The sequence below is a fragment of the Pseudomonas sp. D8002 genome (assembly GCF_013385695.1).
Lineage (GTDB): Bacteria > Pseudomonadota > Gammaproteobacteria > Pseudomonadales > Pseudomonadaceae > Aquipseudomonas.
On the sequence record NZ_JACAPM010000029.1, the window covers coordinates 1 to 13,515 of the forward strand.

12 protein-coding genes are annotated in these 13,515 nt (G+C 62.8%); 9 read left to right on the plus strand and 3 right to left on the minus strand.

The genetic code is table 11. From position 1 onward, the window contains the following. Nucleotides 1-150 precede the first annotated feature (150 nt). The 6 genes from HX807_RS16810 to HX807_RS16835 all read left to right on the plus strand — a co-directional run bounded on the left by HX807_RS16810 (nt 151) and on the right by HX807_RS16835 (nt 6,111). On the plus strand, nt 151-1,818 hold the full coding sequence (locus HX807_RS16810; protein WP_177050507.1) for an AMP-binding protein: 1,668 nt from the start codon (nt 151-153) through the stop codon (nt 1,816-1,818). Nucleotides 1,819-1,849: 31 nt separating this feature from the next. After that, a complete protein-coding gene (locus HX807_RS16815) occupies nt 1,850-2,293 on the plus strand; it encodes a hotdog fold thioesterase (RefSeq protein ID WP_102369642.1) in 444 nt (147 codons plus the stop codon). 98 nt (nt 2,294-2,391) lie between these two features. Further along, on the plus strand, nt 2,392-3,201 hold the full coding sequence (locus tag HX807_RS16820; RefSeq protein ID WP_008431257.1) for an alpha/beta fold hydrolase: 810 nt from the start codon (nt 2,392-2,394) through the stop codon (nt 3,199-3,201). Next, the gene (locus HX807_RS16825; protein WP_177029369.1) at nt 3,198-4,052 is read left to right on the plus strand and encodes an alpha/beta hydrolase; all 855 of its coding nucleotides are present in this window, start codon (nt 3,198-3,200) and stop codon (nt 4,050-4,052) included. The genes HX807_RS16820 and HX807_RS16825 overlap by 4 nt, the downstream gene beginning before the upstream one ends. Nucleotides 4,053-4,154: 102 nt before the next feature. Beyond that, nucleotides 4,155-4,973, plus strand: a complete 819-nt coding sequence (locus HX807_RS16830; RefSeq protein WP_003217171.1) for a DUF4892 domain-containing protein — start codon at nt 4,155-4,157, stop codon at nt 4,971-4,973. Nucleotides 4,974-5,046: 73 nt separating this feature from the next. After that, nucleotides 5,047-6,111 carry an AI-2E family transporter gene (locus HX807_RS16835; protein ID WP_003217173.1) on the plus strand — a complete coding sequence of 355 codons (1,065 nt, stop codon included), beginning with the start codon at nt 5,047-5,049 and terminating at the stop codon, nt 6,109-6,111. A gap of 28 nt (nt 6,112-6,139) precedes the next feature. Here the strand turns inward: HX807_RS16835 and HX807_RS16840 are convergent, their stop codons facing one another. Both HX807_RS16840 and HX807_RS16845 read right to left on the minus strand, forming a co-directional pair. Beyond that, nucleotides 6,140-7,177, minus strand: a complete 1,038-nt coding sequence (locus HX807_RS16840) for a cell wall metabolism sensor histidine kinase WalK (protein WP_003217175.1) — start codon at nt 7,175-7,177, stop codon at nt 6,140-6,142. Continuing rightward, nucleotides 7,177-7,941 (minus strand): response regulator, encoded by a 765-nt coding sequence (locus tag HX807_RS16845; RefSeq protein ID WP_032898726.1) that lies wholly within the window; start codon nt 7,939-7,941, stop codon nt 7,177-7,179. Before HX807_RS16845 ends, HX807_RS16840 begins: the two co-directional genes overlap by 1 nt. Nucleotides 7,942-8,231: 290 nt before the next feature. Between HX807_RS16845 and pyrF the strand changes: the two genes are divergently transcribed. Then, the gene (gene pyrF / locus HX807_RS16850; RefSeq protein ID WP_003217180.1) at nt 8,232-8,930 is read left to right on the plus strand and encodes an orotidine-5'-phosphate decarboxylase; all 699 of its coding nucleotides are present in this window, start codon (nt 8,232-8,234) and stop codon (nt 8,928-8,930) included. Nucleotides 8,931-9,070: 140 nt separating this feature from the next. Here pyrF and HX807_RS16855 read toward each other — a convergent pair whose 3' ends face one another. Further along, entirely contained in the window at nt 9,071-10,078 is a 1,008-nt protein-coding gene (locus HX807_RS16855) for an NADP-dependent oxidoreductase (protein WP_087695366.1), read from the minus strand. Nucleotides 10,079-10,307: 229 nt separating this feature from the next. On the opposite strand from HX807_RS16855, the gene HX807_RS16860 reads away from it, so the two are divergent. Together HX807_RS16860 and HX807_RS16865 are read left to right on the plus strand one after the other, a co-directional pair. After that, nucleotides 10,308-11,069, plus strand: coding sequence for an SDR family oxidoreductase (locus HX807_RS16860; protein ID WP_177050509.1), 762 nt, complete (start codon nt 10,308-10,310; stop codon nt 11,067-11,069). A gap of 203 nt (nt 11,070-11,272) precedes the next feature. Next, nucleotides 11,273-12,697, plus strand: a complete 1,425-nt coding sequence (locus tag HX807_RS16865) for a PLP-dependent aminotransferase family protein (protein WP_134327080.1) — start codon at nt 11,273-11,275, stop codon at nt 12,695-12,697. Nucleotides 12,698-13,515: the final 818 nt, after the last annotated feature.

The window sequence follows — 13,515 nt, forward strand, 5'->3', positions numbered from 1 at the left end:
AGCCGCTGTAAGAGCGGAACCCATTTCAGCCATCACCCAAATAACGGATATACCCCCAAACAGCAGAACTTGCACCCCCCGCGCTCCCATGAAATAGTCAGCCAAGCAAGTGCTTGGTTGGCTACCATCGGAACACAAAGGAGCGCGTCCATGTCTGTCGCTATTCGTTTGCCGCTGCAAGTCTTCTTCGACCGCGAAGCCCGCCACCCACGGCAACGATTCCTGGTTCAGCCCATCAAGGGCGGCGAGGTCCAAACCCTCACCTGGGCCGAAGCCGGTCAACAGGCCCGCTGCGCCGCCCACTGGCTGCGAGCCCGCGACCTGCCAGTGGGCTCCCACATCGCCCTGATCTCGAAAAACTGCGCCCACTGGATCATCGCCGACCTCGCCATCTGGATGGCCGGCCACGTCTCGGTCCCGCTCTACCCCAACCTCACCGCCGACTCCGTCGCCCACGTACTCGAGCATTCCGAAGCCGCACTGGCATTTATCGGCAAACTGGACGACTGGCCCGCCATGTCCGCCGGAGTAAAGGCCGACCTGCCCACCATCAGCCTGCCGCTGTGCCCCGATGGCGAATTCGATTTCACCTGGGCCGACCTGCAAGCCTGCTCACCCATTCAGGACAACCCCGCGCCCGCAGCATCCGATCTAGCCACCATCATCTACACCTCCGGCACCACCGGCCTGCCCAAGGGCGTGATGCACAGCTTCGGCGCGCTGGCCTTCGCGGCCATCCGCGGCACTGAACTGTTCGGCCTGGGGGAGGGCGACCGCCTGCTGTCCTACCTGCCGCTGTGCCACGTCGCCGAACGCATGTTCGTGGAGATGGCCTCGATCTACACCGGACAGACAGTATTTTTCGCCGAGAGCCTCGACACTTTTCTGACAGACCTCAAACGGGCGAGGCCAACAGCGCTGTTCGGCGTACCGCGGATCTGGACCAAATTCCAGATGGGCGTCTATAGCAAAATCCCCGCAAGCCGCCTCGATACCTTGCTGAGCCTGCCCTTCATCGGCAAGCGGGTCGGCCACAAAGTACTCGCCGGGTTGGGCCTGGACGCTGTGCGCGTGGCGATCTCCGGCGCAGCCCCCGTGCCCGAAGCACTGTTGGTCTGGTATCGCCGGCTGGGCCTGGATGTGCTGGAGGTCTATGGCATGACCGAAAGCTGCGGCTATTCCCACGTGTGCCGCCCCGGCCAGCAGAAACTCGGCTGGATCGGCCCGCCATGCCCGGACGTCGAAGTGCGCATTGGTGACGACGGCGAAGTCCAGGTACGCAGCGGCGCGACCATGCTCGGTTATTACAAGGACCCGGCAAAAACTGCCGAGACCCTCACCGCCGACGGCTTCCTGCGCACCGGCGACAAGGGCGAGCAGGGCACCGATGGCCGCCTGCGGTTGACCGGGCGGCTCAAGGAAATCTTCAAGACCAGCAAAGGCAAATACGTGGCCCCGGCGCCGATTGAAAACCGCCTGGCCGAACATGCACGCATCGAGCAGGTGTGCGTGGTGGGCGATGGCTTGAGTGCGCCCATGGGCCTGTGCGTGTTATCTGCCGTGGGTCTGCAAGATGCCGCAGGCGCTGGGCGCCAGGCTTTGCAGGGCAGCCTTGAACGCTTGCTGGAAGAGGTCAACCAAGTGCTCGATAAACATGAGCGCTTGCGCCAACTGGTGGTGGTGAAAGACAGTTGGGCGGTGGAAAACGGTTTTCTCACGCCGACCTTGAAGATCAAGCGCAACGTGATTGAATCAGCCTACGGGTCGCAGTTCCTGGCCTGGAGCGAGCGCTCCGAAGCCGTGCTGTGGCAGGATTGAGCACTGACATAAAACCAATAAGGACCGATCAATGAGCCTGTGGCGCACCCAACCGAATATCGAGCAACTGAATGCGATTCAGAAAAACACCATCGGTGAAGTACTGGATATCCGCTTTGAACGTTTTGACGACGAGTCCCTGACAGCCAGCATGGTGATCGACCACCGCACCCATCAACCCTACGGCCTGCTGCACGGCGGCGCGTCGGTGGTACTCGCGGAAACCGTGGGCTCCATGGCCAGTTACCTGTGCATCGACGCCAGCAAGTTCTATTGCGTTGGCCTGGAAATCAACGCCAACCACCTGCGCGGCCTGCGCAGCGGGCGGGTGACGGCGGTGGCCAAGCCTATTCACATCGGACGCACCACCCACGTATGGGACATTCGCCTGACCAGTGATGAAGGCAAGGCCAGCTGTGTATCGCGCCTGACCATGGCCGTGGTACCGCTGGGGGAGAAGCCGCCGGCCCGATAGGCGTGGCGTGAGTGTCATCATTCCTGGCAGTTACAGTCATTGCCGTGACTGCCGGGTCTGGGGAGAATCAACACTCTGTTTACGGTGATGGATCAGGTATGTCGCAGCACGTGTTTTTCGCTCACGCCAATGGCTTTCCTTCGGCGACCTACGGCAAATTGTTTGCCGCCCTGGCCCCGGAGTACGCCGTCGCGCATTTGCCGCAGCACGGTCACGACCCCCGGTTTCCAGTGGATGACAATTGGCAGAACCTGGTGGACGAACTGATCCACCACCTTGAGCAACAACCGGAGCCGGTGTGGGGCGTGGGCCATTCGTTGGGTGGTGTGCTGCACCTGCATGCGGCCATGCGTAGCCCGCAGCTGTATCGCGGGGTGGTGATGCTGGATTCGCCGGTACTGACCCTGGCCGATCGCTGGGTGATCCGCGCGGCCAAGCGTTTCGGCTTTATCGACCGGCTGACCCCGGCGGGGCGCACCCTGGGCCGTCGTGAAGAGTTCGCCGACCTGGCGGCTGCGCGCCAGTACTTCGCCGGCAAGACCTTGTTTCGCGGCTTTGATCCCGACTGTTTTGATGCCTACCTGCAACACGGCCTGGAACCGGTGGGTGATCGCCTGCGCCTGCGCTTTGATCCGGCCACCGAAATCAGCATCTACCGCGGCGTGCCCCACACCAGCCCCGGCCAGGCCCGGCAACTGAAAGTGCCGCTGGCGGTGGTGCGTGGTCGCCAGAGCCGGGTGGTGATGCGTCACCATGCCAGCGGCGTGGGGCGCATGCCCATGGGCGAAATGCTGACCATGCCCGGTGGCCACATGTTTCCCCTTGAACGCCCACAGGACACCGCCACTTTGATCAAGAACCTGTTTGCCCGTTGGGAAGCTCGCCAGCGCGAGCGCAGTTGCGCATGACTGCGCCCGTCGAAGAAGTCCGCCTGGCGCTGCCGCACATCGAGTTGGCGGCGCATCTGTTCGGCCCTGAAGACGGTTTGCCCGTGATTGCCCTGCATGGCTGGCTGGACAACGCCAACAGCTTTGCCCGCCTGGCACCGAAACTCGATGGGCTGCGCATCGTCGCCCTGGACATGGCCGGCCATGGTCACTCGGCCCATCGACCCGCTGGCGCCGGTTATTCCCTGTGGGATTACGTCCACGACGTGCTGCAAGTCGCCGAACAACTCGGGTGGAAACGTTTTGCATTACTTGGCCACTCCCTCGGCGCCATCGTTTCCCTGGTGTTGGCCGGCGCCTTGCCGGAGCGGGTGACGCACCTGGGATTGATTGATGGCGTGATCCCGCCGACCGGCACCGCAGACAACGCCGCCGAACGCCTCGGCATGGCGTTGCAGGCGCAAATGAACCTGCAGGACAAGCGCAAGCCGGTGTACAGCACCCTTGATCGCGCGGTGGAAGCGCGGATGAAAGGCGTGGTGGCAGTCAGTCGTGAAGCCGCCGAACTGCTGGCCCAGCGTGGCTTGATGCCCGTGCCGGGTGGTTACACCTGGCGCAGCGACAGCCGCCTGACCCTGGCCTCCCCCATGCGCCTGACAGAAGAACAGGCGATGGCCTTCGTGCGCCGAGTCGGCTGTCCGACACAGTTGGTGGTCGCCGAAGACGGCATGTTGGCGAAACATTCCGAATTGCTTTCCGGGCTTACGTTCCAGGTGACTACCTTGCCCGGTGGCCATCATTTGCACCTGAATGACGAGCCAGGCGCTACCCTTGTTGCAGACTGTTTCAATCGGTTCTTCTCCACGCCTTGACTTGGCGGGGTCAACTGCCGAGGCTGGGCGGATCGAAAGGGAGTCAACCATGAACGATCTCAACACCGCAGCGCACCCCAATGGCCAGGGCGCGCCGATCCGATGAGTATGCCGAAGGGATTTTTCCGTGTTCTGGGGCTGTGCTGTTTCAGCCCGCTGGTGTTTGCCGCCGACGTACCGGGTAGCCAGGACTTGCCCGCCGTGGCCCGTCAGGTCGACGCGCAGATCGTCGACTACCGTCCCGCCGAAGAGAAAGAACGTATCTACCCGCTGGGCTCGATCCGCAAGATCAGCGGCCAGCTGCGCTATGAAGGCCAGGCCACCGCCCGCGGCCAAGCCACTGCCATCACCTACGAACTGCCTGCCGAGCACACCTCCAGCGCCGCCTTTACCGCCACCCGTGAAGCCTTGCAGGCCCAGGGCGCGCAACTGCTGTTCTGGTGCCAGGCCCGTGATTGCGGCGAAAGCAGCCTGTGGGCCAATGAAGTGTTCGGCAATGCCAAGCTGGTGGGCGCCGATGGCCAGCAGGAATACCTGCTGCTGCGCCTGGCGGCCCCGCAGGACAACTCCCTGGTCGCGTTGTACGGCATCACCCGGGGCAATCGACGGGCGTACCTGCACGTGGAACAGATGGACGCCAGCGCACCGTTGGGCGATTTGCTGCCGACCTCCGCTACGCTGCTGCGGGAACTGAAAAGCACTGGCGAGCTGGATTTTCCCAAGCTGGGCGCCGAGCCTGACGCCACCTGGCTCACCCTTATTTCCCGCGGATTGAACCTGGATGCCACGTTGCGGGTCAGTTTGACCGGGCCCACCGCCGAGGCATGGCGCCAGGGCTTGATCGATCAGGGCGTACGTGCGGCGCGCCTGGAAACCGGCACCACCGAAGCCAAGGGTTTGCACCTGCATCTGATACGCTGACCGTTCCAGGGCGAACGGACCCGCGCCGTTCGCCTAAGCTCTTCCTCTTACAGACTTCTTTTCGAGAAACCACATGCTCAATAACGATCGCCTGCTGGTGCAGATCCTGCTGCTGGTGTTGTTTGGTGCCAGCTTCTGGGTGATGGCGCCGTTCTGGTCGGCGCTGTTCTGGGGCGCGGTACTGGCGTTTGCCAGTTGGCCGGTGATGCGCTTGCTCACCCGCTGGCTGGGCGGTCGCGAATCGCTGGCCGCCGGGATCCTGACCCTGGTCTGGATGCTATTGGTGGCGTTGCCGCTGGTTTGGCTGGGGTTCAACCTGGCCGACCATGTGCGCGATGCCGTGGGCCTGATCAAGGATATCCAGGTGGATGGCTTGCCTGCGGCGCCCACCTGGCTCGGCTCCATTCCCTTTGTCGGCGAACGATTGGTGGCGATGTGGGACAGCATCGACCAGCAGGGCGCGGCACTGATGGTCACGTTGAAACCGTACCTGGGACAGGTCGGCAACTGGTTGCTGGCCCGCAGTGCGCAGATCGGCGGCGGCATCCTGGAACTGACCCTGAGCCTGGTGTTCGTGTTCTTTTTCTACCGTGACGGGCCGCGCCTGGCGATGTTTGTGCATCGCTTGCTGGAGCGGTTGATCGGCGACCGGGCGGGTTATTACATCGAACTGGTCGCGGGTACGGTGCAGCGGGTGGTCAACGGTGTGATCGGCACCGCTGCCGCCCAGGCCTTGCTGGCGCTGATCGGCTTCTGGATTGCCGGTGTTCCGGGGGCTTTGGTGCTGGGGATCGTGACCTTCCTGCTCAGCCTGATTCCGATGGGCCCGCCGCTGATCTGGATTCCGGCCACCGCCTGGCTCGCCTGGAAGGGCGACTACACCTATGCGGTGTTCCTCGGTGTATGGGGCACGTTCATCATCAGCGGCGTCGACAACGTGCTCAAGCCCTACCTGATCAGCCGTGGCGGCAACCTGCCGCTGGTGATCGTGTTGCTGGGGGTGTTTGGCGGGTTGATTGCGTTCGGCTTTATCGGCCTGTTTATCGGCCCGACATTGTTGGCGGTGGCGTATAGCTTGTTGACGGACTGGAGTGCCACCCAGGCTCAGGTGCGGCGGGAAGATAAAACCGGGCAGTAATGGTTCCTGCAGGGCGCAGGAACCATTCCTACGCCCTTGGCAGCCACATTACGGCGGTAAGGCCGCCGCCCGGAGTTTCCTCCAGGCTCAGCCGTCCACCGAGGCGTTCCACGGCTTCCTTGGAAATCGTCATGCCCAACCCCACGCCACCGGAATTGCGGTTGCGCGAGCCTTCCAGCCGATAAAACGGTTCAAACACCGCCTCGCGTTTATCCGCCGCAATGCCCGGGCCGTGGTCGATCACTTTCACCACCAGCGCCTGCGGAGTGTCCGCGAGTTCGATGCGCGCGGTGCCGGCGTACCGCAGGGCGTTATCGATCAGGTTGTTCAGGCACGAACGCAGGGCCATCGGTTGCACTTGCAGCGGCGCGCACTCACCACTGCATTGCACATCGGAGCCGCGGTCCTGGGCGTTTTCACTCAGGGATTCCACCAGCGCCTGCACATCCAGCCAATGCCGGGTTTCGCTGGTGCGTTGCTCGTGCAGGTAGCTCAGGGTGGCGTCGAGCATGCCGATCATGTCGTCCAGGTCCTGGCGCATCTGGCCCTGCAGCTTGGTGTCTTCGATCTGTTCCAGGCGCAGCTTGAGCCGTGACAGCGGCGTGCGCAGGTCGTGGGACACGGCGCCCAGCATGCGGGCACGCTGGGTGACCTGTTCGCGGATGCGCTTTTGCATCAGGTTGAAGGTCGATGCCGCTTGCCGCGCCTCCCGTGGGCCGGACTCGTTCAGCGGTGGGCTGTCGAGGTCCAGGCTCAGGCGCTCGGCCGCGGCGCTCAGGCGCTGGATTGGCCGGCTGAGCAGCTTGGCGCCGTACCAGGCGGCAATGATCAGCGAGATAAACTGGAAGGTCAGCGGCACCACAGGCCCGCCGAACCAGGGACGGCGATGCTCCTTGGGCATTGGCGTCAGGCTGCCGTCCGGTTGCTCGATGAAGGTCTCGTGGGGCGGAGGGGGCGGCGGGCCATAATGGTGAAACCAGAAGAATGCCAGCGCGTGGGCCAGCACAATCGCCACCAGCAACACACCGAACAGCCGCCCGAACAGGGTGTTGAAGGCGTTGCGCATCAGCCGATATCTCGGGCGTCGAACAGGTAGCCTTCACCGCGTACGGTCTTGATCAACTGCGGGGCCTTGGGGTCGTCCCCCAGCTTCTGGCGCAGGCGCGAGACCAGCAGGTCAATGCTGCGATCAAAGGCCTCGATGGAGCGACCCCGGGCCGCGTCCAGCAATTGTTCGCGGCTCAGCACCCGGCGCGGGCGCTCGATAAACACCCACAGCAAACGGAATTCGGCGTTGGACAGCGGCACCACCAGCCCGTCGTCGGCCACCAGCTGGCGCAGCACGCTGTTGAGACGCCAGTTGTCGAAGCGGATATTCGCCCGCTGCTCGGTGCGGTCATCCCGCACCCGGCGCAGGATGGTCTGGATGCGCGCCACCAGTTCACGGGGCTCGAAGGGCTTGGACATGTAGTCGTCGGCCCCCAGTTCCAGGCCGATAATGCGGTCGGTAGGTTCGCAGCGGGCGGTGAGCATCAGGATCGGGATGTCCGATTCCGCCCGCAGCCAGCGGCACAGCGACAGGCCGTCTTCGCCCGGCAGCATCAGGTCGAGCACCACCACGTCGAAGGTCTCGGCTTGCATGGCCTGGCGCATGGCCGCGCCATCGGTCACGCCGCTGGCGAGGATATTGAAGCGCGCCAGGTAATCGATCAGCAATTCGCGGATCGGCACGTCGTCGTCGACAATCAGTGCGCGGGTATTCCAGCGTTTGTCTTCACCGACAAGCGAGGCTTTTTGATCGTCATTCAGCACAGGAGTCAGGGTTTGCATGGTGCGATCATCTACCTGGTTGGCCGCCGGGCCGAAGCTCGGCGGCGAGGTTGTTGCGTTCAGCATAGGCGCCCAGCCCCGGGGCTGGAAGTTCTGTACGATGGTTCACGTGTGCGAGGCTAATCTTCGGGGGTATTGCAGGCATGTCGGGAATGTATCTGTTTCGACACAATTGCCCGGGAGCCCGCAATCTGGCGGCTAAATCGCGAATTACCGATCATCGGATCCCGCAAACCCGCTGCTTGCGCTACAATCCGCGCCGATTTCGACTTGCCTGAGAGCCCATTCCAATGTCCGCCTGCCAGACTCCTATCATCGTCGCCCTGGATTACCCCACTCGTGACGCCGCACTGAAGCTGGCTGACCAGTTGGACCCCAAGCTTTGCCGGGTCAAGGTTGGCAAGGAACTGTTCACCAGTTGTGCCGCCGAAATTGTCGGCACCTTGCGTGACAAAGGGTTCGAGGTGTTCCTCGACCTGAAATTCCACGATATCCCCAACACTACCGCGATGGCGGTCAAGGCCGCCGCCGAAATGGGCGTGTGGATGGTCAACGTGCACTGCTCCGGCGGCTTGCGCATGATGGCTGCGTGCCGTGAAGTGCTCGATCAGCGCAGCGGCCCCAAGCCACTGCTGATTGGCGTGACCGTGCTGACCAGCATGGAGCGTGAAGACCTGGCCGGCATCGGCCTGGACATCGAGCCACAGGAACAAGTGCTACGCCTCGCGGCCCTGGCGCAAAAGGCTGGCCTGGACGGCCTGGTGTGCTCGGCGCTGGAAGCGCAGGCGTTGAAGACCGCCCACCCGGCGTTGCAACTGGTGACCCCGGGGATTCGCCCGGCGGGCAGCGCCCAGGACGACCAGCGTCGCATCCTGACCCCGCGCCAGGCCCTGGATGCCGGTTCCGATTACCTGGTGATCGGTCGCCCGATCAGCCAGGCGGCCGACCCGGCCAAGGCGCTGGCAGCGGTAGTTGCCGAGATTGCCTGACCTACCCGACCTGAAGCGGGCACGGTAAAAAAATGTGGGAGCGGGCTTGCTCGCGAAGGCGGTGTGACAGTCAATGCATAAGGTGACTGCTCTACCGCCTTCGCGAGCAAGCCCGCTCCCACATTTGGTTCTGCGGTGTGTCAGCTGACCTTCAACACCAACTTCCCAAAGTTCTCACCGTTGAACAGTTTCATCAGCGTCTCCGGGAACGTCTCCAGCCCCTCGACTATATCTTCCTTGCTCTTGAGCTTGCCCTGAGCCATCCAGCCGGCCATTTCCTGCCCGGCAGCGGCAAAATTCGCCGCGTGGTCCATCACCACAAACCCTTCCATGCGCGCACGATTGACCAGCAGTGACAGGTAGTTGGCCGGCCCTTTGACAGCTTCCTTGTTGTTGTACTGGCTGATGGCGCCGCAGATCACTACGCGGGCTTTCAATGCCAGGCGGCTGAGCACGGCATCGAGAATGTCCCCGCCGACGTTATCGAAATACACGTCCACACCTTTCGGGCACTCGCGCTTGAGGCCGGCGTGCACGTCTTCGTTCTTGTAGTCGATGGCTGCATCAAAACCCAGTTCATCCACCAGGAACCTGCATTTGTCGGCGCCGCCAGCGATGCCTACCACGCGGCAGCCTTTGATCTTGGCAATCTGCCCGGCAATGCTGCCCACCGCGCCTGCCGCGCCGGAGATCACCACGGTCTCGCCGGCCTTGGGCGCGCCGGTGTCCAGCAGGGCGAAGTAAGCGGTCATGCCGGTCATCCCCAGCGCCGACAGATAACGCGGCAACGGCGCCAGTTTCGGATCGACCTTGTAGAAACCCCGCGGCTCACCGAGGAAGTAATCCTGCACACCCAAGGCACCGTTGACGTAGTCGCCCACGGCAAATTTCGGGTTGTTCGACGCGATCACCTTGCCTACGCCCAAGGCGCGCATGACTTCGCCGATACCCACCGGTGGAATGTAGGATTTGCCCTCGTTCATCCAGCCGCGCATGGCCGGGTCCAGGGACAGGTATTCGTTGTGCACCAGCACCTGGCCGTCCTGGGGTGTACCCACCGGCACTTCCTGGTAAGTGAAGGTGTCCCGCGTGGCCGCGCCGACCGGGCGTTTGGCGAGCAGGAATTGGCGGTTAGTCTGGGCAGTCATGGCAGCGACTCTTGAGAAGTGGACCTTGAGTGATAGACCCTTCGGGCTGCACCGGCAAGGTGCGCGGCACCTGCGAATGCCCACCGATCCACTGCAATGATAGTGATGCCGGTGCCGTTATCACTGCGGCTCATGGTTCGCCAACCGGGCTTTTGATAGTGCTGACGCGCCGATGGTGGCTCTGGCTAGACTGGGGTCATCGAGCATTCCCATCGAAGGAACATCCACCATGAGCATGACATTTTCCGGCCAGGTCGCCCTGGTGACCGGTGCGGCCGCCGGCATTGGCCGCGCCACTGCGCTGGCGTTCGCCGCTGAAGGCTTGAAAGTCGTAGTCGCCGACCTGGACGCGGCTGGCGGCGAGGGCACTGTGGCGCTGGTTCATCAGGCCGGTGGCGAAGCGGTGTTTGTGCGCTGCAATGTCACCCTCGAAGCGGACGTGCAGCAGTTGATGCAGCAGACCGTGGCCACCTATGGCCGGTTGGACTATGCCTTCAACAACGCCGGGATCGAGATCGAGAAGGGCAAGCTGGCGGACGGCAGCCTGGATGAGTTCGACGCAATCATGGGCGTCAACGTCAAGGGCGTGTGGCTGTGCATGAAGTATCAACTGCCGTTGCTGCTGGCTCAGGGCGGCGGCGCCATCGTCAACACGGCTTCTGTGGCAGGACTTGGGGCGGCGCCGAAGATGAGTATCTATGCCGCGTCCAAGCACGCGGTGATCGGCCTGACCAAGTCGGCGGCGATCGAATACGCGAAAAAGAAAATCCGCGTCAACGCGGTATGCCCGGCCGTGATCGACACCGATATGTTCCGCTGTGCCTATGAAGCTGACCCGCGCAAAGCCGAATTTGCCGCCGCCATGCACCCGGTCGGGCGTATCGGCAAGGTCGAGGAGATCGCCAGCGCCGTGCTTTATCTGTGCAGCGACGGTGCTGCCTTCACCACGGGCCAGGCATTGGCGGTGGACGGTGGCGCGACCGCGATTTAGGAAGTGAGACGGATGCCATTCAGAAAAGCGTTGGAGGCGCTGTGGGGTTTTTCCGCAGGTGGCCAGATGCCTCACCTGAATGTGTTTCACTAGGTAAATAATTCAATTAAATCAATGATTTAATAAATCTTGATCGCGGCTGTCATTGGGCTTCTGTGCTTAACTGGTTTGGGTTAAATGACAACAGTTTAAGTGAGTGGCTCATGGATTTAGGGATCGATCGACAAGCCCTTGTACCGGTAGTGCAGCAAATCGTCAGTGCGCTGGCCGCCTGGATTCGCGAGAGCGGCGCCAGCCCCGGGACGCGGTTGCCCTCGGTGCGGCAACTGGCCCACGAGAACCTGCTCAGTCAGTCCAGCGTCATCGAGGCGTTCGAGCGGATGGTTGCCCAAGGGGTGCTGGCCTCAAGGCAAGGCGCCGGTTTCTGTGTGGCCCAGCCACCCGCCGAGCGTGGTCTTCGCGGTGAAAACCAATGGTATGAGGGCGCCGAGTCGGGGTGGGGCGCCTTCATCGACAATCAACTGGGCGAACTGAAACTGGGATGCGGCTGGCTGCCGGACACCTGGCGCGAGAGCGACGACATCAGCTACGCGATTCGTGAAGTCACCCGCACCGACACCGCGGCCGTCTTCAACTACAGCACGCCGCTGGGCCTGCCGGCCCTGCGTGAACAGCTGCTCAAGCGCCTGGCGCACATCCAGGTGGCAACCCGGGTCGAGCATATCCTCACCACCCACGGTGCGAGCCATGCCCAGGACCTGCTGATCCGCACGCTGCTCAAGGCCGGCGACACCGTGGTGGTGGAAAGCCCGGGGTACGGCAACCTTTACCGCCAACTGGCCTTTCATGGTGTCAAGCTGCTGGAAGTGCCGCGCACCCGTGGCGGCCCGGACATGCATGCCCTCGAAGCGCTGTTGCGCGGGCACCGGCCCAAGTGCCTGTTCATCAACAGCCTGTATCACAACCCCACCGGCACCAGCCTGTCCCTGGCGGTGGCCGAGCGCTTGCTGCAACTGGCCCATTCCCAGGACTTCTTCATCATCGAGGAGGACGTCTATGGCGACCTGCAACATGCCACGTGCACCCGGTTGTCGGCGTTGCCCCACGAGGACCGGGTGATCTATGTCTCGAGTTTTTCCAAGACCCTCAGCAGCGCCTTGCGGGTGGGGTACCTCACGGCCAGCGGGGCGATCATCGCGCAATTGGCCAGGGTCAAGACCTTGACCGGCATCGGCACCTCGCGGTTTGCCGAGGCGGTGGTGGCGACGTTGCTGGCCAATGGTACCTACCGCAAATGGGTGCAACGCCTGCGCCGGCGGCTGAGTACGGAAATGGCCATGACCCTGCAGGTGCTGGAAGACGAAGAGTGGGAGGTGTTTGCGGTGCCGGCGGGGGGCATGTTCCTCTGGGCGCGCCCTGGTGTCGGCGACCGTTCCACCGTGCAGGCGCGGGCTCGCCGGCTGGGGGTGTTGCTGTCGCCGGGGACGCTTTTCAGCCCGACGGGCGAATCCAGCGACTGGCTGCGCATCAATGTGGCCTACGCTTCTGATCAGCGTGCACTGGCGTTGTTCAAGGCCATGGGGCCGGCAGGATCGACCTCTACCATTCTGAAAACGACGAGGATGTAGCTTTTTGCCATTATTGTGGCGCCAAACCCTTGTATTCAGTGCCCCGGGGTTGCGAATCTCGCTGCATCGAAACCTGGCTTGATGGCATTCGCCATTGCAAGAGGACTCAAGTGCAATGATTTCTGCCGTGCAACGACGTTTTGCCAACCTCGGTATGGCCAAGAAACTGGGCTTGGGCTTTGCCCTGGTACTGCTGTTGACGGCATTGGTGGCCGCGATTGGCGTATGGTCGCTGCAAACCGTTGGCCAGCGCTTCGAGGGCCTTAAAGCCATGTCGGCGCTCAACAGCGGCTTGCTCAAGGTGCGCTTGATCGAGCAGGACTACGCGTTGCATGCCGACCCCAAGTCGGTGGACGCCTTGCACGAAAGTGTCGACGCGTTGGCGGCCCAGGCGGTAATTCTCAAGGCCCAGTCGCCTGCCAATGTCCCGGTGATGAGCGACGTCGAGCAGGCGCTGGCGGCGTATCGCAAGGCGTTCGATGAGTTTGTCGAGCTGACCCAGACCAAGGACCTGGCGCTGGAAATGGCCAGTTGGTCGGTCTCCAGTGTCGCCAACAACCTTGATGTGTTGCAGGCCGGGCTGGCGGACGACGGCGCCTATGGCCTCAAGGAAAGCCAGGGCAAGGAAGGTGCCGAATTCATCGAGCAGGCGGGGCAGGTCAGCCAGGTCTCGCGCCTGATGCTGCAGGCCATGAACGAAGCGCACGTGCGCCTGGACCAGAGCCGCAAGGGCGATGACGAGAACGCCGAGCAAGGCAAGATCGAGCAGGCCGATCAGGCCATGGCCCAGGTCGAACAGCTGAAAACCACCGTCAAGG